General features: G+C 70.7%; 25 protein-coding genes. 18 read left to right on the top strand and 7 right to left on the bottom strand.

All coding sequences use genetic code 11. The features are described 5' to 3' along the window. The first annotated feature begins 10 nt into the window (after positions 1–10). The 5 genes from AB0A97_RS34440 to AB0A97_RS34420 are packed head-to-tail and all read left to right on the top strand — an operon-like array spanning position 11 to position 4,985. Complete coding sequence (locus AB0A97_RS34440; RefSeq protein WP_361157616.1) at positions 11–199, top strand: hypothetical protein; 189 nt, start codon at positions 11–13, stop codon at positions 197–199. Positions 200–236: 37 nt separating this feature from the next. After that, positions 237–650 carry a TadE/TadG family type IV pilus assembly protein gene (locus tag AB0A97_RS34435; RefSeq protein WP_361157614.1) on the top strand — a complete coding sequence of 138 codons (414 nt, stop codon included), beginning with the start codon at positions 237–239 and terminating at the stop codon, positions 648–650. Continuing rightward, positions 647–1,120 (top strand): TadE/TadG family type IV pilus assembly protein, encoded by a 474-nt coding sequence (locus AB0A97_RS34430; RefSeq protein ID WP_361157612.1) that lies wholly within the window; start codon positions 647–649, stop codon positions 1,118–1,120. The genes AB0A97_RS34435 and AB0A97_RS34430 overlap by 4 nt, the downstream gene beginning before the upstream one ends. Then, entirely contained in the window at positions 1,117–1,578 is a 462-nt protein-coding gene (locus AB0A97_RS34425; protein WP_361157609.1) for a pilus assembly protein TadG-related protein, read from the top strand. Before AB0A97_RS34430 ends, AB0A97_RS34425 begins: the two co-directional genes overlap by 4 nt. Positions 1,579–1,580: 2 nt before the next feature. Next, positions 1,581–4,985 carry a LysM peptidoglycan-binding domain-containing protein gene (locus AB0A97_RS34420; protein ID WP_361157606.1) on the top strand — a complete coding sequence of 1,135 codons (3,405 nt, stop codon included), beginning with the start codon at positions 1,581–1,583 and terminating at the stop codon, positions 4,983–4,985. Positions 4,986–5,761: 776 nt separating this feature from the next. Here the strand turns inward: AB0A97_RS34420 and AB0A97_RS34415 are convergent. The 3 genes from AB0A97_RS34415 to AB0A97_RS34405 are packed head-to-tail and all read right to left on the bottom strand — an operon-like array spanning position 5,762 to position 9,443. Next, entirely contained in the window at positions 5,762–6,466 is a 705-nt protein-coding gene (locus tag AB0A97_RS34415; RefSeq protein ID WP_361157603.1) for a hypothetical protein, read from the bottom strand. A 9-nt stretch (positions 6,467–6,475) separates the two neighbouring features. After that, positions 6,476–7,831 (bottom strand): hypothetical protein, encoded by a 1,356-nt coding sequence (locus AB0A97_RS34410; protein WP_361157601.1) that lies wholly within the window; start codon positions 7,829–7,831, stop codon positions 6,476–6,478. 49 nt (positions 7,832–7,880) lie between these two features. Beyond that, complete coding sequence (locus tag AB0A97_RS34405) at positions 7,881–9,443, bottom strand: hypothetical protein (RefSeq protein ID WP_361157598.1); 1,563 nt, start codon at positions 9,441–9,443, stop codon at positions 7,881–7,883. A 198-nt stretch (positions 9,444–9,641) separates the two neighbouring features. Between AB0A97_RS34405 and AB0A97_RS34400 the strand changes: the two genes are divergently transcribed. The 5 genes from AB0A97_RS34400 to AB0A97_RS34380 all read left to right on the top strand — a co-directional run bounded on the left by AB0A97_RS34400 (position 9,642) and on the right by AB0A97_RS34380 (position 14,533). Then, positions 9,642–10,157, top strand: coding sequence for a hypothetical protein (locus AB0A97_RS34400; RefSeq protein WP_361157596.1), 516 nt, complete (start codon positions 9,642–9,644; stop codon positions 10,155–10,157). 400 nt (positions 10,158–10,557) lie between these two features. After that, the gene (locus AB0A97_RS34395) at positions 10,558–11,016 is read left to right on the top strand and encodes a hypothetical protein (protein ID WP_361157593.1); all 459 of its coding nucleotides are present in this window, start codon (positions 10,558–10,560) and stop codon (positions 11,014–11,016) included. Then, positions 11,013–13,217 (top strand): ATP/GTP-binding protein, encoded by a 2,205-nt coding sequence (locus tag AB0A97_RS34390; RefSeq protein ID WP_361157591.1) that lies wholly within the window; start codon positions 11,013–11,015, stop codon positions 13,215–13,217. The genes AB0A97_RS34395 and AB0A97_RS34390 overlap by 4 nt, the downstream gene beginning before the upstream one ends. 8 nt (positions 13,218–13,225) lie before the next feature. Beyond that, positions 13,226–14,164: a replication-relaxation family protein gene (locus AB0A97_RS34385; RefSeq protein WP_361157588.1), complete on the top strand. Its 939-nt coding sequence runs from the start codon at positions 13,226–13,228 to the stop codon at positions 14,162–14,164. A 15-nt stretch (positions 14,165–14,179) separates the two neighbouring features. Continuing rightward, entirely contained in the window at positions 14,180–14,533 is a 354-nt protein-coding gene (locus AB0A97_RS34380) for a hypothetical protein (RefSeq protein WP_361157585.1), read from the top strand. A gap of 22 nt (positions 14,534–14,555) precedes the next feature. On the opposite strand, the gene AB0A97_RS34375 is transcribed toward AB0A97_RS34380, so the two are convergent. Then, on the bottom strand, positions 14,556–14,984 hold the full coding sequence (locus AB0A97_RS34375) for a hypothetical protein (protein WP_361157583.1): 429 nt from the start codon (positions 14,982–14,984) through the stop codon (positions 14,556–14,558). Between the two features lie 239 nt (positions 14,985–15,223). Between AB0A97_RS34375 and AB0A97_RS34370 the strand changes: the two genes are divergently transcribed. Both AB0A97_RS34370 and AB0A97_RS34365 read left to right on the top strand, forming a co-directional pair. Continuing rightward, entirely contained in the window at positions 15,224–16,015 is a 792-nt protein-coding gene (locus AB0A97_RS34370) for a hypothetical protein (RefSeq protein ID WP_361157580.1), read from the top strand. Positions 16,016–16,382: 367 nt separating this feature from the next. Further along, complete coding sequence (locus AB0A97_RS34365) at positions 16,383–16,931, top strand: GNAT family protein (RefSeq protein ID WP_361157578.1); 549 nt, start codon at positions 16,383–16,385, stop codon at positions 16,929–16,931. Positions 16,932–17,117: 186 nt separating this feature from the next. Here the strand turns inward: AB0A97_RS34365 and AB0A97_RS34360 are convergent, their stop codons facing one another. After that, complete coding sequence (locus tag AB0A97_RS34360; protein ID WP_361157574.1) at positions 17,118–17,654, bottom strand: GNAT family N-acetyltransferase; 537 nt, start codon at positions 17,652–17,654, stop codon at positions 17,118–17,120. Between the two features lie 4 nt (positions 17,655–17,658). Next, positions 17,659–18,939: a Tat pathway signal protein gene (locus AB0A97_RS34355; RefSeq protein ID WP_361157571.1), complete on the bottom strand. Its 1,281-nt coding sequence runs from the start codon at positions 18,937–18,939 to the stop codon at positions 17,659–17,661. 179 nt (positions 18,940–19,118) lie between these two features. Here AB0A97_RS34355 and AB0A97_RS34350 point away from each other — a divergent pair, with 179 nt between their 5' ends. The 4 genes from AB0A97_RS34350 to AB0A97_RS34335 all read left to right on the top strand — a co-directional run bounded on the left by AB0A97_RS34350 (position 19,119) and on the right by AB0A97_RS34335 (position 20,392). Beyond that, entirely contained in the window at positions 19,119–19,352 is a 234-nt protein-coding gene (locus AB0A97_RS34350; RefSeq protein ID WP_361157569.1) for a hypothetical protein, read from the top strand. A gap of 1 nt (position 19,353) precedes the next feature. Continuing rightward, entirely contained in the window at positions 19,354–19,518 is a 165-nt protein-coding gene (locus tag AB0A97_RS34345; protein ID WP_361157566.1) for a hypothetical protein, read from the top strand. Then, on the top strand, positions 19,515–19,706 hold the full coding sequence (locus AB0A97_RS34340; RefSeq protein WP_361157563.1) for a hypothetical protein: 192 nt from the start codon (positions 19,515–19,517) through the stop codon (positions 19,704–19,706). Before AB0A97_RS34345 ends, AB0A97_RS34340 begins: the two co-directional genes overlap by 4 nt. A 74-nt stretch (positions 19,707–19,780) precedes the next feature. Next, positions 19,781–20,392, top strand: coding sequence for a hypothetical protein (locus tag AB0A97_RS34335; protein WP_361157560.1), 612 nt, complete (start codon positions 19,781–19,783; stop codon positions 20,390–20,392). Here AB0A97_RS34335 and AB0A97_RS34330 read toward each other — a convergent pair. Then, positions 20,389–20,835, bottom strand: coding sequence for a hypothetical protein (locus tag AB0A97_RS34330; RefSeq protein WP_361157558.1), 447 nt, complete (start codon positions 20,833–20,835; stop codon positions 20,389–20,391). The genes AB0A97_RS34335 and AB0A97_RS34330 overlap by 4 nt on opposite strands. Before the next feature lie 32 nt (positions 20,836–20,867). Between AB0A97_RS34330 and AB0A97_RS34325 the strand changes: the two genes are divergently transcribed. Both AB0A97_RS34325 and AB0A97_RS34320 read left to right on the top strand, forming a co-directional pair. Then, positions 20,868–21,464: a hypothetical protein gene (locus AB0A97_RS34325; protein WP_361157555.1), complete on the top strand. Its 597-nt coding sequence runs from the start codon at positions 20,868–20,870 to the stop codon at positions 21,462–21,464. 259 nt (positions 21,465–21,723) lie between these two features. Further along, positions 21,724–22,278, top strand: coding sequence for a hypothetical protein (locus AB0A97_RS34320; RefSeq protein WP_361157552.1), 555 nt, complete (start codon positions 21,724–21,726; stop codon positions 22,276–22,278). Positions 22,279–22,407 lie beyond the last annotated feature (129 nt).

Raw genomic sequence — 22,407 nt, 5'->3', positions numbered from 1 at the left:
GGAACCCGCCATGGACATCAAGGTGCTGACCGTATGGATCCGCAGCCGCTACGAACTCCTCAAGCAAAACCGGGACGACGGGCAGAGCTCCACCGAAATGGCCGTGATCGTCGGCGCGCTGCTGGTCGCCGCGGGCCTGCTCGTCGTGGCGATCAAAACCAAGCTCATGGAGAAGATCGGCATCATCAACGGCGGCTGAGCGCCCGCCCCGGCAGAAAGAGAAAGGTACGAACACGGTGAGGACATCACGCCTGCGGCGCGCCCTGAGACGCCGCAGGCTGCGCGGCGACCGCGGGTCGGGCAGCGTGGAGTTCGCGGTCCTGGCCACCGTCGTCCTCGCGCTGATCCTCACCGCCCTCCAGGCCGGCCTGTACTTCCACGCCCGCAAGGTCGCCCAGTCCGCCGCCCGCCAGGGCGTCGAAGCCGGCCGGCGCTTCGGCTCCGGCAGCGAGGACGCCGTCGCGCAGGCGCAGGCCTTCCTCACCCGCTACGGCGGCAGCGTCCGTACGCCGAGCGTCTCCGCGGCCGGCAGCACCGACCAGCAGATCCGCATCACCGTGCGCGGCAGCGTCGCCACCCTGGTCCCCGGCCTGTCCCTGGACGTCGTCCAGCACGCCGACGCCCCCGTCGAACGCTGGACCACCCCATGAGCGCACCCCGCCCCCTCGGCCCCCGCCTGCGCCGCATCCTGGCGGCCCTGCGCCAGGACCGCGGCTCCTACTCCCTGGAGACCGCCGTCCTCGCACCGGTGGTCATCGCCCTGCTCCTGCTGATGGTCGCCTTCGGACGGATCACCGACGCCGATGGCGCCGTGGACAGCGCCGCCCGCGCCGCCGCCCGCGCGGCCTCCCTGGAACGTGACGCCGGCAGTGCCCAGAGCGCGGCCCAGGCCGCGGCCGAACGCAGCCTCAGCGGCGAGGGCATCACCTGCCAGGCCACCAGCGTGAGCATCGACACGTCCGGCTACCAGTCGGACATCGGCGTGGACGCCGACGTCACCGCGGCCATCGCCTGCACCGCCCGCCTCTCCGACATCGGACTGCCGGGTCTGCCCGGCGCCAAGACCCTCACCGCGTCGTGGACCAGCCCCCTCGACACCTACCGGGGAAGAAGCCAGTGAAGAGCGCCGCGCACCGATTCCTTCTGCGGCGGCGTGCCGCGCTCACCGGCCACCGCGACCGGGGCTCCATGTCGGTGTTCTTCGCCCTGGCCACCGTGGCGATCTTGATGGTGATGGGGCTGCTCGTCGACGGCGGCGGCGCCCTGAACGCCGCCAACCGGGCCACCTCCCTGGCTCAGGAAGCCGCGCGCACCGCCGGCCAGCAGCTCGATCCGGCCCAGGCCGTCCAGGGCACGGCCATCACCATCGACCCGGACGCTGCGGCCGGCGCCGCCCGCGACTACCTGGCCGCCCAGGGCGTCCAGGGCGGCGCCGCGGTCACCGACGGCGGCAAGAACCTCACCGTCACCGTGACCGACACCTACCACACCTACTTCGCCCAGTTCGTCGGCAAGAGCACCATCACCGTGACCGGCACCGCGACCGCGCACCTGCAGACCCAAGCCGCTGGAGGCTGAGCATGGCCCACCGCATCCCCGCACCCCTGCGCGCCCTGCTGGCCGTGCTGCGGGCCCTGCTCGGCCTGATCATCCTGGCCGCCCTGGTCGGCGGCGTGCCGTACGTGCTGCTGGCACTCGGACACCAGCCCACGGACCTGGCCGACGGGATCGACCTGCTGGCCCAGGACGACGGCTCACTGTTCCTGACCGTGCTCACCTGCATCGGCTGGACCGGCTGGGCCGCCTTCACCTTCTCGGTCCTGCTCGAAGTCGCAGCCCTGCTACGGCGCCGCTCAGCGCCCCGCATCAAGGGCCTGGGCAGCCTGCAGTCCCTGGCCTCCTTCCTCATCGGCGGCATCGTGCTGCTCGCCCCCACCGCCGCGTCCGCGGCCACCCCCGCACCCGTCGCCGCGGCCGCCGCCACCCACACCGCAGGACACGACCCGGCGACACCGGCCGCGGCGCCCGCCGTCTCCCGCACCGCCGGCCCCACGCACACCGTGACCTCGGCCACCGAGCTGCCCTGGGACCTGGCGCAGACCTACCTCGGCGACGGCACACGGTGGAAGGACCTCGCCGCCCTCAACCCCAACATCGCGCAACTGGCCTCCGGGGACCAGTACCTGCCCAAAGGCACCGTTCTCCAGCTGCCCGCCGATGCCCGCCCCCCGGCCCCCGCCGCGCCCTCCCGGCCCCAGACTGCAGCTGCCGCTGCGCCCACCACCACGGCGCAGCAGCCGGACAGCGTCACGGTCCGCGAGGGCGACACCCTCTGGTCGATCGCCGACGACCAAGGCGACCCGCAGCAGTGGAAGGCGATCTACGACACCAACAAGGGCCAGCCGCTGCCCGGCGGCGGCACCTTCGACGACCCCGACCTCATCTACCCCGGCCAGGTCCTGGACCTGCCGCACACCGCTCCGCCCGGCGAACCGCACCGCAAGCCAGGCACACCGGAAACGGCCCGCCCGAAACCGCCCTCCGCCCACCACGACCAGCAGACCCCGGCACCGCCGACGGCCGCGCCGTCCCCGAAGGCCGAAGCCAGCACGCCGGCCGCCCCCTCCCGTACGCCAGCGCCTGCCCCCAGCACCCCCGACGGCCGGTCCGCCCCACCGCAGGCCGCACCCGACGACCAGAGCCACGACACCGCGCTCGCACCGGCCGCCGTGTGGGCCGGCGCCGGCGCCCTGGCAGCCGCCCTCATCGGCACCCTGGCCACCCGCCGCCTGCTGCAACAGCGCCGCCGCCGGCCCGGCCGGCGCATCCCGATGCCCGCCGGCCGCGCGGCCGCCACCGAACAGGGCCTGCGCGCCGCCCAGCACCCCACCGGCCTCGACCTGCTCGGCACCGCACTGCGCTCCCTGGCCCTGCACCTGAGCGCCGCGCACCGCGACCTGCCCGCCCTCCAGGCGGTGGTGCTGCACGAGACCAAGGTCGAACTCCACCTCGCCGAGGACACCCCGCCCGCCAAACCGTTCACCGCAGCCCCCGGCCGGCAGGACCTGTGGGTGTGCCCGGCCTCCAGCCCAGACCTGGCCGACAGCGAGCAACTGGCCGCCGCCGACGCCCCCTACCCGGCGCTGGCCTCCCTCGGCTGGGACGACGACGGCCACCTGGTCCTGATCGACCTGGAACACGCGGGCATCGTGCACCTGGCCGGCGACGCCACCTGCGCCCGCCAGGTACTGCAGGCCATCGCCGTCGAACTCGCCAGCACCCCCCTCTCGGACCACCTGGAAATCACCGCCCTGTCCGACACCGTCCCCGGTCTGGAACACGCCGTACCCGAACGCGTCGCCCGGACCCGCGCCCTCCCCGATGCCACCGCCGAACTGATCGCGCACACCGCCGACCAGCGCCGCACCCTGGCCGCCGTCGGCGCCGACAGCCTGCGCGCCGCCCGCCTCACCGACGACGCCGCCGGCGCCTGGACCCCGCACATCCTGCTCGCGGCCGACCTCCCGGACGGCCCCGACCGCACCGCGCTCATCGAGGCCCTCACCGAAGAGCCCCGCACGGCAGGCGCCGTCATCACCGCCGAGACCACCAGCGACCTGCCGGACACCGCTTGGACCCTCGACTGCCAGGGCCCGGAGCACCCCGTCACACTGCCCGGCTCCCACCTGACCATCCGCCTGCAAGGCCTGAGCGACGACCACTTCACCGACGCCGTCGACCTGCTCACCCTCGCCGCCAGCCACACCGACGTCCCGGCCCCCGCAGACACCACCGGCCCCTACGACCTGGACGACGAGTGGGAGGGCATGGACGAATTCGACGATGCCGTCGACGCGTACGCAGGCAACGTCACCCCGGGCCCCCACCCCCACGAGCATGCCGACGTGCCCGCCGCGGCCGCACCGCCAAGTGCCGCAGGCAGCGCCGAGAACAATCCTCACGAGGACGCCTCGTCTCACGCCCCCACCGCCGGCCTCCCACCCACCATCCAGCCCACCGACCGGGCACACACCACCGGCGTGGCACCGACAGGCGAGGCCCCCCTGCCCACCACCCCGGACAGCGGCACGCCCGGTGCGACCAGCCCCTGCGCCACGCCGGCCCCGCCAGCCGTACACGTCACCATCCCCAGCCCGGCCACCAGCACGATCAGCGAACCGGCGGCGGAGGTACGCCCCGCCGAAGCGGCCACCGACACCGCCACCGGGCCCGCCGTCCTGCTGCTCGGCCCCGTCACCATCGACGGCGCAGGCGGCCGCATCGACTCCAGCCGCCGCAACGCCGGCACCGAACTGACCGCTTTCCTCGCGCTGAACCCCGGAGCCGACCACCACGCCATCGACGACGCCCTGTGGCCCGGCCGCCTGGTCGGCAAGCAGATGCGCAACGCCGTCATCTCCCGCACCCGCTCCTGGCTAGGCAAGGACACCGTCGGCCAGGCCCACCTGCCGCGCGTGCAGGACACCGGCGACAGCCGCTACCGCCTCGGCCCCCACGTCACCTGCGACTGGACCCAGTTCCAGGAACTGGCCCGCACCGGCCTCACCCGCCACGACGAAGACGGCGACCTCGCCCTGCGCCGCGCACTCGCGCTGGTCCGTGGCCGGCCGTTCAGCGGCATCGACCCCCAGCGCTACGCCTGGGCCGAACCCGCCATCCAGGAGATGGTCTCCGCGATCGTGGACGTCGCCTACGAGCTGGCCACCCGCTGCCGCGAGAACGACGACGTCGCCGGAGCCCTGTGGGCAGCGCGCCGCGGCCTGCTCGCAGCCGAGGAGAGCGAATTGCTGCACCGGCAGCTCTTTCTCGCCCATCATGCCGTCGGCGACATCGACGCCCTACGCGAAGCCGCCGCCCGCCTCGCCCGCATCAACGAACAGCTTCTCGGCGGCGCCGACCTCGAGGTCGAAACCGCCGAACTGCTGCGCAACCTGCTCCCGCGCCCCGCGACCCGCGCCCGCTGATCTAGGTTCCGCGATTCCGTGGACACTTCCGCGTGATCATGGGCACCGTTTGGACACTTCCGCATGATCATGGACAGCGGTAACGTCCAGTAGTTGTCAGTTGTCGACTGTTAACGATCTTCCGATTTGGGCGGCCCGTTCCTTCAGCACCGTTCCAGCATGGCCGCACAGCATCCGAGGAAGAGCCGTAGCAAGCACAACACCCCTACAGCGTCGATTCGGTACACCGACGTCGACTCGCGAAGCCTCCTTCAACCGACTGCGCTTGGGGGCTTCGACGAGTCGGGCCCGTGGCGCCGGGTCCGTTCGGTACACGGGTTCGCCCGCCCCGGCGGTGAAACTTTCACTGGCCATGCGGCGCATCAGCGTCCGCCACAACAGCCTGGCCGCCCTGCGCAGCGCGGTGCTGGTGCCGGGATAGCCCACGCGCCGCTCGGCCGCTCTCGACCTCGGCATCCCCGCACGTCGCTCACCGGGCATCTGCGCCTGGTGGTAGACGCCGCCGGGTCCGCCGTATTCAGCCACCGTCAGCGGCCGGTCAGGTTGACGCCCCGCGACCACCCCCTCATCAGGGAGGCGCAGCACCTGATCACCCTCTTGGATGAGGCACACGAACCATGCCAGGAGGCGTGACGACGAGAGACTGCCAGCAGCCGGGGGTGTCATCGGGTCATCGTGCGATGGGGCTGCAATCCAGCGTGCACCTTCGCTATCGTAGGGGAACGGCGCTTGCTCGCGCCTCGCTGCGGTAGGCGTGGCCGTGGCGGCCCGCAGGGTCAGAACTGGAAGCTCTCCCAGTCCGTGAGCGGGCTCGGGCCGTTGTCGAGCCTGTCGGTGTGGTCGCGATCGGCGATGTTGATGCGGATGTATTGGTCTCCGGAGAAGAACCAGTAGTTGTTGTAGGAGTCGGGGGTCTGCATGACCGCATTGATCTTCGTGAGGAACGGTGCCGCTGCGGCCTTCAGCGAGTTCCATTTCTCCAGGGCGGCGGGCTCGTACTCCAACTTGTCTTCCCAGTTCGGTGAGTGTCCCACCGTCATGGTGAGGAATGCGGTGCCGGAGAAGGCCCAGTACCAGTTGTCTTCGTCCGGGGCCCAGGTGACGGTGTCGACCTTCTGTGAGAAGGGGGCGCGGTCTTTGAAGGTGTTAGCCCAAGCGTCCAGGCTGCTGGGGCCGGCCAACCGCCGGTCGATGTAGTCCGGGTCGTCGCCCACCTCCATGCGGATGTACTGGTTGCCGGAGAAGACCCAGTACTGGCCCAGGCTGTCGGGGACGGGCATGACGGCATCGACTTTGGTGGAAAATCCCTGAAGATCTTTCAGGCTGTTCCATTCGGTCAGATTCCGCGGCCCGACCACCCGTTCGTCCTGGTGATCGCCGTCGGCCACTCTGATCCGGATGTACTGGTCCCCTGAGAACACCCAGTACTCATTCCTCACTCGGGGGCTCTGCATCACCGCATCGACCGATGTGAAAGACATTCTCTGCTCCTATCCCTTGAGTTCTTCGAGGCGCATTCCTTCGACACCCTTGCCTTCGGTGTTGAGGCATTGGTATTCCACCCGCGAGGGGGTGCCCTGCGCCTTGCCGTAGAGCAGGTTCAGGCATCTACCCAGGGCTTTTTGGCCCCACGCGTTCGGGTGGAGAGACTCCTCCTCCTGGCCCTGCTGTACACCCTTGACCCCTCTGGTGAGAAAGCGCATCCATTCCGCTTCCTTGCTGGGAACCATCTTGTGCGGCAGTTTGTCGCCCTTGTTTGCCTTACGGGTTTTACTGTGGCACACCTCGTGACCGTCGAAAGCTTTCGCTAGGTCGAGGAAATCAGCATTCTCCTGGCGGGCCAGCTCCCGGAGCTTGGTCGAGATCTGGGTGACTGCCTTTCCGTGAGCCCAGTCGGCATCCTTGTTCCAGAACGAACACCCGCCGATCCTGTGCCGGGCAGACCGAGCTCCCCAGATGTTTTCGGGGTATTTCTCTTTGTCGAAGTCTTCGGCGAGGGGGATCGGTGCGGGATATGATTGGATGGCGAGCCGATAGGGTCTGTTGCCCATAACCGCGCGGATCTGCCGGATCGTTTTTCTTACCTTGGCCGTGAAGCCATCCAAATTGGGGTCGTCCAGCTTGGCCTTGAGCTTAGGGGCCTGCTTCTCCTCGCAGTATCCGCCGGTGAAACCTTTCAGGTATTCGATGACACACGCCTTGATGATGTTGCTGAATTCGAGGTCGTTGCCGCCGATGGACAGCTGAATCCACTTCACGTTCTTCTTTTCGTCCAACAGTGTTTGCAGCTGGTCGGCCTGTGCGGGGAATCCTTTGTACCGTTCCCCGCCGTCCTTCTTCTGCCAGATATGTTTGGACTCGGCGCCGGAGCAGGCCAGGTTGTAGGCGTCAAGTGTGGTGAGGTCAGCGCTGTGTACCTCGGCGACGTCCGAGCGATGGCACCCGGCGTTAGGGTTTTTCCCATCATCCGGGTTTTTGTAGGTGCCGTCTCGGTAGATCTTCTGCGGGGCCTTGTTCCAGCAGTTGCCTTCGCCGTCGGCCTGCATGCAGGCCCGGTCCGTGCCGTACAGGTCGCTCTTGTCGCTCTCGGTCATGGCGATGTTGCTCCACCACCGGCCGGCTTCGCCGGAGATGTAGCTGTCCCCCATCGAGACGATCGCCTCCTTCTCCTGGGCGGCGCCAAAGCTGGGGGTGGCCCTGCCGGATGGGCGCGGGGACTCGGCCCCGGCCGGGGTGGTGACCGCGATGGCGGACGGGGCTATGGCGCTCACCAGCACGATGGCCAGCAGGGCGCGTCGGGGCAGGGGCCGCCCCCAGCGGGGGAACGGGCGGTTGTTCTGTGGCATTTTCTTTCTCCTTGTGTGTCGAGTAGCGCGTCTCAGCCCTGGGTGCGGGTCAGGAGAGCGGCTTCTGGTCGGTGTGCAGGATGCCGACCATGGTGGTGGCGCGGGCAGCGCCGTAGGTGGTGGTGAGCAGGGCCTTCAGGTAGGTCCACTGCCGGGTCGTGTCGGCGGTCGCGACGTTCAGGCTGTTGGCGAAGTTGCTGCCTTCTTCCTCGGCGTCGTCGCGCTTGGCGGGGAGTTCGCCGGTCTTGAACTTGGCGGCGGCCCGGTCCGTGGTCCAGGTCAGCGTGTCCTTGGCCAGCCCTCCGAAGCCCCCGCTCAGCGCCCAGTCGTGCAGGTGCCATTTGTTGTTCTTCCAGAACCACCTGGCGTTGCTGGTGTGCGGGTAGTGGCCGAGTTGCTTGTCCTCGTAGCAGATGCGGTTGCCGATGAGGGTCTGCTCGGTGTAGCAGCCGCTTTGCAGGTCGCGGTACCGCTTCTCGTCCAGGGGAAGGGTGTTGCGGTGCGCGCGCAGGTATTGCCGGGAGAACTGCTCGAAGCGGGCAACGTGGAAGGGCTCGCTCTGGCCCGGGTTGAACAGGGCACTCTTCTCTTTGTGTTCCAGCTTGGGAGGGAAGTACCGCCAGGGTGCGATCCGCTTGGCCGCCCGGGCGCGGGGCGTGGCCCTCTCCTCCAGCTCGGCGTAGTCCACTGGTCGCACGCCGAGGCGGGCGAAGTCGAACAGTGGGAATGGCGTGGTGTGCTTCATTCCCTTCGGGTTGAGCGGTGTGCCGATGTTCTCTTTGTACTTGGCGTCCTGGAGGTTGGTGGTGATCTCGCTGTCCGCCCAGTTACTGTGGGCGTAGAAGTCCTGGATCGCGTGCAGGCTCCGGCCGAACTGCTCGATGACGTTGCACTTCGGGTTCTTCTTGAGCGTGTCTATAAAGTTCGGGTTCCCGGCAGCCGAATTCTGCGGTCGGCCGTCCGGCCGCGGCCGACTGCGCGGGGACCGTCCCCCGCGCAGTTCCACACGGCCGGCTCGGCTCGTGCCGCTCTCCTGGCAGGCGACATCCTGGTAGATCTCTTTCCTGGGCTTGCCCTCACCATCGAGCAGGTCCCGGGCAAGGTAGACAGCCAGATTCACGCGGTCGAAGGCGTACTGCAGGCAGCCGAACAGGTTCCGGTCCGAGGCCGTACGCGCGTTCAGCCGTCCACTCGCGGGAAAGCGGGAATAGTACTTGCCCCAGCGCCGGACTTCTTCCGAGGTGTCTTCCCGCACGTTGTCCGGGGTTTTCAACTCGAAGTCCCGTACCCGGTAGTCGTGCCGGTAGCCGAAGTGGTCGAAGTCGTCGCAGTGGGCATACCCGTCCGACCAGTACGGACGGTGATCAGAGGCCATTACTGCCTTCCGCAGCAGACGGCGGGTCTGCCCGTCGATCTCCTTGCCCAAGGAATCGTTCACGGCCCGGTAGTGCGCATCGGGCCCGAAAGCCGACGCGGTCCCGGACGACAGCGTCATCGCCCCCAGGGCCAGGACCACCGCCACCGAACGGTGCACGGCGCGGCGGCGGCGCGGGGAATTGAGTGCCGGTACCTGGACAGCACCCGATATCGGAGATATCGCACGAATGCGCATGGTGTGTGCTCCTCAGCAGAGAAGACCGGCCACCGCCCGGCGCACGTGGACGCCGCTGGCGGGCACTGGTGATGACGGCCCCTGAGTGCCCAAGTACGGCCACCACCAACGCGCCCTGCCACCTACGGGTGAAGAAAATGGGCTTACCGGCCCAGGCAGATCACCACAACGGCGGACTCACCACCACGCGGAAGGAAGATGACCAGGCCCGGAGCCCATCGCTGTGCAGCATCACCGCACGGCCGAGCGACGCCAGCCCTCCCTGGGAACTCGCCCGCCCTCGCCCAGGAGCTCCACCAGCTCGGCGCCGCAGTCACCATCACCGCGGACTACCTCTTCGCCCGCTTTGCCGGGCACTTCGCGTCGCTGATGTCGCTCATCAACCGCGGCTGCCTGCGCGCGATCCGCAGCGGGCATGAGCGCCTGGAGGAGGAGCTGATGAACCAGGTGAAGAACCACGCCGCGGCCGAGGAGGCCCGCAAGGGAACTGGAAGCCGAGATCAAAGCCGGCCTCAAGACCACACGGCCCCACCAGGATCCACGACGCCGGAGGAAGTCGGCATGACGGGCTGGACCAACGAGCGCATCCCCATCGGGGTCGCGCCGGCCCCGGGAGAGGCACTGGACAGCTGGCTGGAACGGTACGCCCAACGGCTCACGTGGACTATCTCGGTCTGCCCCACTCGTCCGCGCGCACGATGGTCCGGCGCCTGACCGACGAGGAACGCGAGGTGCTCCGGCGCAACCCTGGTGCCGCTCCTGGGCAAGCCTGTCGGGACGGCGATGCCCTTCTCCTGATCGAAATCGCTCAGTGCGTCCGACAGCCCGCGCGTGGACCTGGGCATGGCCGCTGACCGGCCGATTGCCGCAGCCGATCGGCCGCAGAACCAGTCGGCCACGTCGTCCGTCGGATACCCACGGAAGCCGTGACGAGCGAGCGTACGGCCGCTCACTGCAGACGCCCTGGCAGCGGGTTAGGCACCCCAAAGGTAAAGAGTAAGAAAAATAGACGGGATGGTGTCCGAACCGGCCTTCCAGCCGCACTTGGTCCAGGTGAAAGGACCGCAACCGCTGGAGGACCCATGCAGTACACCCGCCCCGGCCGGAGCCGGGCATGAGCGCCGAGCTGCCCGGCGCGGCAGCCGTCCTCGATGCCGCCCACGTCATCGCCACGAGTGCCCCCTACCTAGCCGTCCTCGTCCTGGCCGCAGCCGTCGCCGCGGGGATCATGGGCCTGCGCCGCCGACGGCAGGCCGGGGCAGCCCTGGCTCACCGGACGTGTGTCGAGCTGGTGCCGACGTCCACGTTCAACCCCGGCATGGAAGAGGTCGGCCGGGCAGCCCACCAGTTCGCCCGGATCCATCACGCGGCCGGTGCCCCGGCCCGCGGTTCCGCCGCCCGCCTGCGCTACACCGTCACCGACGGCCAGATGCGCTGCTACCTCGAAGGCCCGGCGGATGCGGCCGCGGTGCTGCGCATGCCCGCCTACGCCGAGGTCGAGGTCCGCACCCCGCAGGCCCGTCCCGACATCCACCCGGTGCACTTCGCGGTGGCCAAGGAGGCCCGGCGATGACCTCCACCGACCTGACCAAGCCCCGCCAGACCGCGCCCGCACCCGCCCCGGCGGCGCCGCAGTACTTCGAGCGCGCCGAGCTGGTCCTGGCGCTCCCCGATGCCAAGCCCCTGGCCTCCTTGGACCTGGCCCCCGACCCGCTGCAGCATCTGGCCGCCGCTCTGGCCGGCGTGCGCAGTGAGGACGGCGAACAGACGGAGCTGTGCCTGGACCTGGTCCCGGTCAGCGAACGCCGCCTCGCCCGCCGCCGCCGCAGCCTGCTCGCCGCCGCCCGCCGCCGCGGCCCCTCCGCTTACGGCGAGAGCCTCACCGAGGGCGGCGCCGCCGGCCTCGGCAGCGGCCTCATGGACGCCGTGGCCTCCGACTGGAAGGGCAACCGCTCCGTACGCGTCACCAAGCGGGTGCCGCGGCAGAGCGACGTCCGCGACAGCGTCGGCAAGTTCACCCCCGGCGGCGCGGTCTTCGCCGTCCAGCTCCTGCTGCGGACCGGCGCCCGCCACCCCCAGGCCGCCCACGCTCGCATGAACCAGCTGCTCGCGGCCCTGGCCTCCACCAGCGGCGAGAACTACTTGCGGCCCCACCGCCCCAAGAGCCGCCGGGCCATCGCCCGCTTCGACCGCCGCATGGCCACCGGCGAGTTCGCGCCCCGTCGCCGGCAGTGGCTGACCGTCCCCGAACTCGCCGGGTTCCTCAAGCCCCCCACCGTCCGCTGCTCGGGCAGCAACCTCGTGCGCTGCGGCGGCATCGTCCCGCCGGCCCCGGCCACCTTGCCCGTCTATACCGGGCAGTCCTACCTTGTCCCGCTCGGCGCCGTCACCTACCCCGACGGCCGCGAACGCATCGGCGCCGCCCGCGCCAAGGACCTCCTGTTCGGCCTGCAGCTGGGCAAGGCCGGTCACGGCAAGACCGAAGCCGGCCTTGTCCAGGCCATCGCCCTGGCCCACACGGGCCACGGCGTGTGGTTCCTCGACCCCCACGGCGAAGCCTGGACGCGCGCCCAGCCCTACCTCGCCCACCCGCATCTGCAGGACCGCATCTGGGAGATCAACCTGGCCACTCCCACCCCCGGCCAGCGCGTGGTGTCGTGGAACCCGTTGTCGATGGAAGGGCGCGACGCCACCCACGTCCAGGACGTCGTCCGCGCGGTCACCGAGGGCATCGCCGCCGCGCAGGACTGGGGCGACAAGGCGCCGCGCGCCCGCACCATCCTGGCGCGCACCGTCCAGGCCCTGGCCCTCCTCGCGCTCCAGGCGGCCGCCGCCGGCCGGCCCGATCTGCAGCCCACCATCTTCCAGATCCGCACCTGGCTGACCGACGAGAACTGGCGCGAGGCCCTGCTGCCGCAGCTGCCGCCCACCGTCCGCAAGTACTGGACCACCACGTTCCCGAAGCTGGCGGAGAACGCGGTACCCACCGTCACCTACGCCATCGACCGCATCGACACCTCCATGTCCCTGCGGGCCTTCTTCGGCTCACCGCGCTCCGGCTACGACGTCCGCACCGCCATGGACACCGGCCGCATCGTCTTCGTCTGCCCCTCCGGCTCCGAATCGGACGCACTGGTCTCCTGCCTGCTCATCCACGACCTGCACCGCGCCGGCCTCTCCCGCCAGGACACCCTCCGCGCCGACCGCAAGACGTTCTGGGCCTGGGGCGATGAACTCACCGCCCTGGACTCCTCCAGCAAAGGCTTCCTCGCGGCCATCGCCGAGCAGCTGCGCAAGTACGAGGTCCGCTTCATCGGCATGACGCAGATGGCGCTGCGCCTGTCCGCGACCACCCGGCAGGCGCTGCTGCAAAACCAGTCGCTGCTGTCGACCTGCGCCGCCGACTACGACGAAGCCGCCTTCGTCGCCCGCCGCTGGAACGGGCACGTCACCGCCGAAACCATCACCGAACTGCCCAAATACCACTACGTGATGTCGATCGCCCTCGACGGCCGCCCCACCAAGCCCTTCCGCGTCCGCGGCCTGCCCGTCGACGAAATCTTCGCCCACCACTACAACCCCGACGGCCTGCCCGCCCTGCACCGGGCCATCGACACCAACACCCGCCGACGCCCGGTCGGCGAGATCCTCGACGCCCTCGAAACCCTCGACGACGACATCCTCGCGCTGTTCACCGCCCGCCCCACCCCGCCCGCCCCCAGCACTCCGAGCCCCGGCGGCCCCGGCGACGAGCAGCACACCCACCTCGGCTAGGAGGCGCCATGCCCTACCCCCACCCCGTCCCCGCCGGAGCGAGCGTCACCGGCCAGCACGCCCTCAACGCCCTCTACCAGCACCGTCTGGTCTCCACCGGACAGCTCCACCGCCTGATCACCCCCCAGCACACCCGCTCCGAATACCTCCGCCGCCAGCTCCAGAGCCTGCGCACCGACGGCCTGGTCGAGTGCGTCAACCGCCGCCGCCACGGACAGAGCGAACTGCTGTGGTGGCTGACCGCAGCCGGCGCCGAAGCCGTGGAAGCCACCGGGCTGCTGGCCAAACGCCCCTACCGCATGAGCCCACAGGCCGCCGCCGGCCCCCTGCAGGAGCACACCCTGGCCACCGTCGAAACCGGCCTCGCCTTCGTCACCCACGCCGCCCGCCTCGGCCACGAATGCGGCCCCCTGGACTGGTCTCCGGAGATCGCCCACTACTACCGCTGCGACGACCGCCCCGGCGAAGAGCTGTCCCTCATCCCCGACGCCGTCCTGCACTACGTCCACACCCAAGCCGACCGGCGCACCCTGCTCACCTTCTTCCTCGAGGTCGACCGCACCCAGATGACCGTGGGACGCCTCGCCCACAAACTCCACGCCTACGCCGCCTACCACGCCTACACCCCGCAGCCGGCCAACCGCGCAGCACGCCACCACTCCAGGCCCCAGCCGACCTGGCGCAGCCGCTACCCCCTCTACCCCCGCATCCTGCTCGTCCTGACCGGCGCCACACCCGCGCGGCTCCAGCGCCGCATCCACGACCTGCGCAGCCTCGCCGCCGCCGACCCCCACCTGGCCACCACCGGCATCAAGGCCGGCGCCACCACCCTCGACCAATTGCGCGACCAGGGCCCCTTCGCCCCCATCGTCACCCCCGTACTCGGCTCCGCCACCCCGACCGACATCTGGCTCACCGCCACCACGCCCGCCGCCACCGCGGCCTGACCGACAAGGACCCCCATGCTCTGGTTCACCTCCCCCCAGCCGGCCCCCGCTTCCACTCCCGCCCAGCTCCACCGGCCGGCGTGCGAGGACCTGGCCACGGCGGACCTGCCGCACACCCCGCTGATCGCCGAAATGCTCGCCCTGTACTGCCACACCCGCCCCCTCGCAACGCTCGCCGGACAGGAGCAGAGCGCGGAGGAGTACCGGATGATCGCCCGCTCCGTCATCCACCACCTCTACGAGGGCTGGCAGCAACAGACCGGCGGCCGCGGACGCATCGACGACCTTCTTCTGATCCCCCGCAGCGACGGGCCGGCCACCGTCACTCCGGCCCCGCCGTACTCGGACAGAGCCCGTACCCCGCACTGAAACGGCAGTGGCCACGGAGACATCACCTCCGCGGCCACCCACGCCTTTCAGCGTCTGCACTCCCCGCTAGGAAAGCGCACTTCTCATCATGCCCGAGCGCCCCACCGGCGACCACCACAGCGCGGAAACCGGCCCGGCACGACCAGAATTCACTCTCGTCCTCGCCCCGGACCACCAGGAATGCCACACCACCGCATCCCGCCGGCTGCGCCGCGCCGAGGACTTCCGCACCGCCGCCCACCACATGATCAACAACGGCTACCACCCGAAGGCCGGCGTCACCACCCTGCGCCTCGCCGAACTCTTCGCCGCCCGCATGCGCACCAGCCGCGACGGACACTTCGTCTTCGCCGCCGACGCCAGCGCCCGGGCCCTCGGCGTCTCCCGCCGCACCGTGATGTACGCCGCCAAGCACCTGCGCGAGCTCGGCCTGATCGCCTACGTCGAACACGGCAGCAAAGCCAACGTGCTCCGTACGAAAGACGCCTGGAAGGCGGGCGACGGCTACCGCGCCACCGCCACCGTCTTCGCCGCCGTCGCCCCGCCCGTGTACGACGCGGTCCGAGGCCGGCGCCTCTCCGGCCACGGCTACCACGCCCGCGTCATCGGCGTCACCTCCCGCGGCCGGCGCCGCGCCATCGCCGACGCCCGTCGCACGGCCGCGGCCACACCTGCCGAACACCGGTCGCGTTGCACCCCTTCTGTGGTGGTCTCCACAGACCACCGACATGTGCAGGTAGACGGGGGAAGAACTACACCTCGCGCACGCGCGCGACGCGCAAAACCCCCACCTCCAGCCGCCACCGCACCACGCCACAGCGCTGCGCCCGCAACATCACCGTCACCGAGCAGCTCCAGAACGAGATCTGGTGGCTCCACCGCACCTGCTCACGCAAACTCGCCTACGCCCTGCGCCCCCTGCTCGACGCCGGCTGGACCGCCCAGAGCCTGGCCGCCGAACTTTGGACCTGGGGTGTCCCCGGACACCTCCGCAATCCCATCGCCTACGTCCACCACGAACTGGCACGCCGCCAGCACACCGGATACCTTCCCCCCACCCACACCCCGGCACCCCAGCCCGCCCCCACCCCTCCCGCGGACGAGACCGCCGAGCGCTACACCGCCTTCCTCCGCTCCCTGAACGGCACCCACACCCCGGCTTGGCAGCACTATGAGACCAACCTCCGCCCCGGCCTGCGCCGGGCTCTCGCCGCCCGCCGCACCCAGCCTGCCGCGCAGGCGCCCCGGCAGGCGTGGCGACTGCGGGAACCGGAAGGCCACTTCTGGCAGTCGCTCGCAGCCCCGCGCAGCGGCTCTCCGCTCGACATGTACCGACGACGCGCTCGTGGTGCGTGCCCGTCTTCTCGGCCTGCCTCGGACGCGCACGAGGGATGGATGGAAGCGCTGCGCGATCAGCAGGCAGCGCAGCGCGCCTTCGCCGCCCTGCGCGCCGAACTGGACGAGCGCGCCGCCGCCCGCTGACCAGTTGGACCGAGGGGCGGTTTCATGGGCGGCTCCACGGTTGCTTTCATCGTGGGATTCATCGTGGGACCCAAGCACGGACCGAGGGTGGGAAGCCGCCTTCGACGCCACGCCGAATTGATGCAGGTCAGGCCCTGTAGGCAAGCCCTGCCGTTGCGCCGACATCTCTTCCTACGCGATAGACGGAGGAAGAGAATTCCTATCAGCGTGCCGCGCGCCCTGCCGCGCCCGATCAGTCAGGCGGCACTTCAGCCCAAGACCTGCGCAGTCTTCGGTGCACCCGCCGGCCTGGGACGGACCGCGATCGAAACCCAGAACCCTTCCAACAGCACGGTGGGGCTCAGCCACGCCGTGTGAGACTACGCCGATGACCGAGATCGAGACCCCGCGCCTGGTCCTGCGCCGCTTCCGGGTCCAGGACGCGGCTCCCATGGCGGCTTACCGCAACGTCCCGCACATAGCCCACTACCAGGCATGGCCCTCGCCCCTCACACCCGAAGCCGCCATCCACCAGGCTCGCGTCTACAGCGGACAGGACCCCGAGCAGCCCGGCTGGTTCCAGTACGCCATCGAACTCAAGGCCGACCGGAGCCTGGCGGGCGACCTCGGCGTGAACCTTCACGACAACTGCCTGCAGGCCGACCTCGGCTTCACGCTCGCCCCGGCCCTGCACGGCCAGGGATACGCCACCGAAGCCGTACGCGCCGCGCTCGGCCACCTCTTCCGCCGGGGACTGCACCGGGTGTCCGCCGAATGCGACGCCCGCAACACCCCCTCGGGCCGCCTGCTGGAACGCGTCGGCTTCGGCCTCGAAGGCCGGCGCCCCGAGTACACCTTGAACATCAACACCGGAGAATGGACCGACACCCTCCTGTACGGCCTGCTGGCCAGCCGCTGGCAGACACTGGCTGGATAAACCGGGCCGGCGGCACTCGGGGTCCGACGTCGAGAAAGGGCGTCTATGAGATCGAATACGTCGATGCTGGCGAGCGCTGCGCGGTAGACGATGGGCTTCGGGGACTCGGAGCTGCTCTCCTTCAGCGCACCGGCGTGGGTAGCACGGCCGGCCTTGAGGGGCGCGCACTGAGTCGTCTTTCGTCGGTCAGCTCAGGTGCAGGGGACGGGCCATGGCGGCGAAGACGGGGGAGTCGGGGAAGGGCTGCTGGCGGCCGACTTCTTCGTATCCCCAGGTGCGGTACAGGTCCATGACCTTGGGGTGGTCGGGGTCGACGAGGAGGGTGACGCGTTGTTCGTCGCGGTGGGCGAGCAGTTCGTCGTGCAGGCGCTGGGACAGGCCCTGGCCGCGCCAGGGCTTGCGGATCATCAGTTCGTTGAAAGCAAGGGTGCGGTGGCCGTCCTCGGCGGCGTACCCCTCGGGCAGCGGGGTGATCATGTGCTTCCACCAGGCGGTGTCGGGGCCCAGGGGCACGGCGTAGGCGAAGCCGGCAGGCTCGCCGCCGGCGTAGGCGATGACGGTCTCCCAGCCGGGGCGGGCGGCGTGGCTGCTCAGGCGCTCATCGAACCGGTCGGTGGAGTGGAACGCGTCGTCCTGGTCGGCGTAGACGTCGGCGTAGACCGTCAGGAGGGCCGGCCGGACCGCGTCGACATCGTGGTGGTGGCGCAACTGGACCGTGGTCATGTGGCTATGCCTTCTCTCGGAGGTGGTCGGCCCAGGCGCGGGCCTCGGGGGTGTCGGGAGCAAGGGCCTGCAGACGGGCGGTGAAGGCGGTCAGGAGGCGTTCGGTACGCCCGTGCCACGCGTCGCGGGGGATGGCTCGCGCGGTGGCCAGAGCCGGAGTGAGGGCATCTTGTTCGAGCTGGGCACGGGCCAGGTGCACCAGGGCCAAGGCGCGGTTGCGCAGCAGGTCGGGGCGGAGCTGGGCGAGGTGGCGGTGGGCGTGGGCTTCGGTGTCGGCCCATCGGCCGAGGCTGTGGTGGGCGATGAGCGCCAGCAGTTCGAGCTCGGCCTGGTCGTAGAAGTCCATCCAGGGGGGCCGCGGGCGGTCGGAAGCGGTCAAGGCTGCGCGGCCCAGTGCGTCCTGGGCGTGGCCGAGGCTGCGCAGTACGGCCTGCGGGTCGTGGAGGTCGGCGAGGTGGACGGCGGTGCGGGCGTGGGCGAGCGAGGCGTACAGCGGATCGCGGCGCACGATGCTGGTGGCGCGCGCGGCGTCGTCGGCGGCCAGCGCATCGGTGTAGCGGCCCAGCTGCCGGTACAGCGCACCGGCGTGGCCCCAGACGCGGAACTGCACGGGCGCATCGGCGCTCAGGCCCGCCAGCGTGACGGCCTGGTGCATGTGCTGCTGCGCCGCCTCCAGACGGCGCCCGTCGATCGCGGCCCACATGGCTGAGGAGGTGAACGCGGCCGCCAGGGAATACAGGTGGCCGCGGACCCGGGCGGAGGCGGTGCCGCGCTGGAGCAGGTCGAGTGCCTGCCGGGCCAGCGCGCCGGCGCGGGCCTCGATGCCCACCGTGCCGCCGTGCCGGTTGTCACTGGCCACGACGTCGGCCAGTTTCGCGGTCAGGCGCTCGACATCGCTCATGCCCACCCGCCGTCGCCGCTCATCGGCAACGGCGCCTGCCGTACTGCCGGCGACACCGAGAGCTGATCCTGCGGTAGCGGTGACGAAGCGGCGACGGTGCACGGTTTCTCCCTTCTGCGCGCCGGCGGCGGCCCGCCGGGCGGGCACGACGAAACCCAGCTCGGTCATGTCCCGGCCGGTGACGATATGCAACGCGACGCTCTGCAGGGACTGGGGCCAGCGGGCCGTGCCGCTGCGCCAGTTGTGGATGGTGCGCTCGCTGACCTGGCCCTGGCGTCCGCTCAGGCGGCCGATGGCCGTGTTCACCTCGTCGGCCAGCTCCCGGACCGTCATGCCGTGAGCATCCATCCACCGGACCAGCGCCTCATTGCGCCTGCGTTCCATGAACCCACGGTAGGACCGCAGCACCACCCGAACCCGGTAAAGGAACGGTCAATTGGGCAGGGCGCATGCACGCGGGATTCGGCCCGCTGGGCATGACGGAGAACCGCGGGCGCCGGTTTTCTGTACGTACGGCGCCTGTGGCGCGCATCACACAGGCCCCCTCGCCGGAAGGACCTGCCATGCCGCCCCCTGCCGACCCGAGCACCATGTCATCGCTGCACAAGGGAGCCCGGGTCACCGACACCGTCAGCGGCACCCCCGCCGTCGTCGAAGCTCTGGGCGACGCCACCGGCGCGCCCCGCCCCGCGGGGCAGGCCACCCACATCTGGCTGCGCCCTCCGGGCCGGCAGGGCCCGGTCTGGTCGCGTCCCGTCGACCGCGTCCGCCCCGCCGACACCCAGGGCGAGGCGTGAGATGAAGCGGCACTGTCCCGGCTGCCGCAGGCTGCGCGCCGAAGCCGAGCAGCCCGGCGCCGACCTGGACGACATCCTGGCGCGTGTCGCGCTGCACGAAACCGCGGCGCACCCCCGGCGGCCGCCCCCGCCCAGGAGCACGAAGCCGCTGGCGGTACGGCGGTGAGCGCGCACGCCGCACCGTCCCGGTGGCGGCCGCGCGAACTGGGCGCGGTCTGCGCCGGGGTGCTGTGGGCCACCGCTCATGCCACCGCGCTCGGACTGCTCGCCGACATCGTCACGCGTGACCTCGACCAGCAGCACGGCCAGGAGCCGGTCGCCGCGGCCGCCGACACCATGCCCGACAGCCCGTAGACGGCCGTGCGCCGGGCCGGCGACCGCCCCCGGCGCGCGGCGCAGCCACCTCACCACCCGGAAGGACAGCCACGATGGATGACCAGATGAACACCCTGCCCGACCCCACACAGGTCGGAGCCCGCGCCCGCGAGATCCTCCTGACGTTGCAGTCGTGGCCGGAGTTCGCGCGGCTGGAGGCCAGCACCCTCGCGTACCCGGACTGCTGGGGGACCTACACCGGCTACACCACCATCGCCCGCTTCGACCTGGCCACGGACGCGCGGCCGCTGTGGCTGGAGGCCCAGCGCGTGATGGCCATGAAGACCGCGGTGCACGAGATCACCGGGCAGGACGAGCGGGCCGCCGAACTCGTGGTGCCGGCCCCGGTCGACGAGATGGTCCACGCCCTGCTCGCCCAGCACAACCTGGCCCGCAAGTTCGAGACCGAGACCGGCCTCGCCCTGGTGCACATGACCGACCAGGAGACCTTCGGGTGGGAACCGGGCGACTACACGCACCAGGTCTACGTCGCGGCCTGGGACGCCGAGCCGCCCGAGCGGTACTGGATCCCCAAGACCGAGGCAGCTCGCCGGCACCGCATCCTCGACATGCTCCTGTCGTCCATCGGCATCGCGGACCTGGGGCGCCGGCACCACATCGGCTTCACGCCGGAGCAGGAGGCCGTGGCCGCCGCCGCAGCCTAGGACAGCCGGCCTGACCCCAGCACCCGCCGCAGCGCGGTGACCACCAGGTCCGCCGGGAACCGGGCGGCCGCCACGTCATGGACGCGCTGCAGCGCCGCCTCGAACACCAGCGGTTCGACGCCGCCGAGGTAGGCCAGCAGCCACTGGTCGAGCCCGTCAGCCCCCTCCGGAAGCGGAGGCGGGTCGGCGGGCCCGCCCGCCCCCGGCAGCGGGGCCCCGGCCGACGCGTAGGCGCCGGCCGGCAGCCCGACCCGGTCCGGATGCACGCACACCGGCGTCCCGCCGTCCCGCAGCACCCGGTAGCCGTGGGCACGCTCGTACGCCGACTCCTTCGACGGCTTCGGCACCACGTCGAAGCCGCCCAGCGGCAGACACAGGGACGGGCAGACCCCGCACACCAGGTGCTCACGGCCGGGCGCCAGACGCGGCGCGGCATCAGTCACAGTCCGCACATTAGCCATCCCAGGAGCAAGCCGTGACCGACTTCATCACCCAGTCCCGCGAAAACCACCCCGAGGTGGAGAACGCGTTCCGCCTCGCCGTCGCATGGTGCGACGGACACCGGATCGACGGCGCACCCGCCATCGCACACGCTCTCAAAGTCACCCGCACCCTCGGAGCCCACTGCCCGGACGCCCCCGCGCACGTCATCGCCGCGACGTTGCTGCACGACGCCCCCGACCTCGCCCCCGAAGACGGCATGGAAGCCCGTGTCACCACGGCCGCCGGAACCCTGACGCTGGATTTCATCCGCGACCTCTACGCCGAGCACGCCGTCCTCGCGGAACCGACCGAGGCGACCGGCAGCGCGCACCTGCGCACGCTCACAACGGTGCCGTGGCTGATGGCGGCCGCAGTCGCCGACAAAATCGTGGCGTTCGAGTACGCCGTCGACCTCGCCGAGCACGCCACTGACGCGGCCGCCTTCTGGGCCGGACGCCCCGCCTTCACGCGACTGCTGCCGTATTTCCACCGCGTCCAGCGCGCGGCCGACCGTGTGGTGCCGCAGTCCATGAGCCTCGCGTACGGACGTCTGCTGGCCCGATGCCCGAAGGCGACCGCGGCCACCTGACCTACGTCAGGGCGGCCCCCATGACACGAGGGTCTGCTACCGGCAGCCGAAAGGCCGCCGGGGACCGAGCCTCGGGGCGTGTTACTCGGGCACCGGCAACAGGACGCGCTCGTCCTTCTCCAGTGCATCGCTCACAGAGGTGTGCCGCGCGGAACGATAGGCCGTACGGCGCTTGCCGCGACGGTCCCGAAGCCGCTGCGGGACCGTCGCGGCTGCGGCTGCTGCCGGGTGCCGGAAGACGGCAGGTAGCGTCGGGCACATGAACGATTCACCATCCGGCCCCGACGGCAGGACACTGCGCTACCTGGCAGACCAGGTGAACGGCCAGGTACCGATGAGGCTCGTCACGGAGCTGGACCCGCTGCAGCAGGCGGTGCTCGCCACCGGCCGCGCGCTGGAACACCTCGGCGTGCTGGCCGAGCCCGACCCGCGCTTTCCGCAAGACACCGACAATCCAGGCCCGCGGATAGCGGACCTGGCCTACCAGGCCAATGCGGTGCGCCAGCATTCCCACGAACTGTGGGCCCAGCGGCAAAGCGAAGCAGACCTGCTGGCCGCCCAGGCCCAGGAACGCGCGGACGCGGTCGGCGAAGTGCCGTACATCGAGACCGCGGAACTGACGCTGAACCGCCCGGGCGGCGAACCGGTGACGGTACGCGTGTCCTGCGGCGCACAAGGGACCCGCTGGTCGTGCGACGATCCGGCGCTGTCGGGCGCCACCGGCATCGTCGACCATCTGGAAATCGACAACGCGCTGCAGACGCTCGCGCGCGTGCTGGAGCCCTGCTTGCGCCAGGCCGAGTCCGGCGCGTAGCACCGCAGGACACGAACCTTCGCCCGGTGGCCGCGCGGCCCTCCTGCCCAGGCGATCCGCGGCGCCGGCCGCGACAGGGTGTGGTGGTCAGCTGCGTCCTGCACGCTCGCCGCAGAAGCCCGATGGCGG

The organism is Streptomyces sp. NPDC045470 (assembly GCF_040646595.1).
In the GTDB taxonomy this organism is placed as follows: Bacteria; Actinomycetota; Actinomycetes; order Streptomycetales; family Streptomycetaceae; genus Streptomyces.
This window is presented reverse-complemented; position numbering and strand designations above follow the sequence as displayed.

What these genes read in the sequence shown, in the direction of transcription:
- AB0A97_RS34440 (WP_361157616.1), top strand. Translation starts at nt 11, where the DNA reads ATGGACATCAAGGTGCTGACCGTATGGATCCGCAGCCGCTACGAACTC.
- AB0A97_RS34430 (WP_361157612.1), top strand. Translation starts at nt 647, where the DNA reads ATGAGCGCACCCCGCCCCCTCGGCCCCCGCCTGCGCCGCATCCTGGCG.
- AB0A97_RS34420 (WP_361157606.1), top strand. Translation starts at nt 1,581, where the DNA reads ATGGCCCACCGCATCCCCGCACCCCTGCGCGCCCTGCTGGCCGTGCTG.
- AB0A97_RS34415 (WP_361157603.1), bottom strand. Translation starts at nt 6,466, where the DNA reads ATGTCTTTCACATCGGTCGATGCGGTGATGCAGAGCCCCCGAGTGAGG.
- AB0A97_RS34410 (WP_361157601.1), bottom strand. Translation starts at nt 7,831, where the DNA reads ATGCCACAGAACAACCGCCCGTTCCCCCGCTGGGGGCGGCCCCTGCCC.
- AB0A97_RS34405 (WP_361157598.1), bottom strand. Translation starts at nt 9,443, where the DNA reads ATGCGCATTCGTGCGATATCTCCGATATCGGGTGCTGTCCAGGTACCG.
- AB0A97_RS34400 (WP_361157596.1), top strand. Translation starts at nt 9,642, where the DNA reads ATGACCAGGCCCGGAGCCCATCGCTGTGCAGCATCACCGCACGGCCGA.
- AB0A97_RS34395 (WP_361157593.1), top strand. Translation starts at nt 10,558, where the DNA reads ATGAGCGCCGAGCTGCCCGGCGCGGCAGCCGTCCTCGATGCCGCCCAC.
- AB0A97_RS34390 (WP_361157591.1), top strand. Translation starts at nt 11,013, where the DNA reads ATGACCTCCACCGACCTGACCAAGCCCCGCCAGACCGCGCCCGCACCC.
- AB0A97_RS34385 (WP_361157588.1), top strand. Translation starts at nt 13,226, where the DNA reads ATGCCCTACCCCCACCCCGTCCCCGCCGGAGCGAGCGTCACCGGCCAG.
- AB0A97_RS34380 (WP_361157585.1), top strand. Translation starts at nt 14,180, where the DNA reads ATGCTCTGGTTCACCTCCCCCCAGCCGGCCCCCGCTTCCACTCCCGCC.
- AB0A97_RS34365 (WP_361157578.1), top strand. Translation starts at nt 16,383, where the DNA reads ATGACCGAGATCGAGACCCCGCGCCTGGTCCTGCGCCGCTTCCGGGTC.
- AB0A97_RS34360 (WP_361157574.1), bottom strand. Translation starts at nt 17,654, where the DNA reads ATGACCACGGTCCAGTTGCGCCACCACCACGATGTCGACGCGGTCCGG.
- AB0A97_RS34355 (WP_361157571.1), bottom strand. Translation starts at nt 18,939, where the DNA reads ATGGAACGCAGGCGCAATGAGGCGCTGGTCCGGTGGATGGATGCTCAC.
- AB0A97_RS34350 (WP_361157569.1), top strand. Translation starts at nt 19,119, where the DNA reads ATGCCGCCCCCTGCCGACCCGAGCACCATGTCATCGCTGCACAAGGGA.
- AB0A97_RS34345 (WP_361157566.1), top strand. Translation starts at nt 19,354, where the DNA reads ATGAAGCGGCACTGTCCCGGCTGCCGCAGGCTGCGCGCCGAAGCCGAG.
- AB0A97_RS34335 (WP_361157560.1), top strand. Translation starts at nt 19,781, where the DNA reads ATGGATGACCAGATGAACACCCTGCCCGACCCCACACAGGTCGGAGCC.
- AB0A97_RS34320 (WP_361157552.1), top strand. Translation starts at nt 21,724, where the DNA reads ATGAACGATTCACCATCCGGCCCCGACGGCAGGACACTGCGCTACCTG.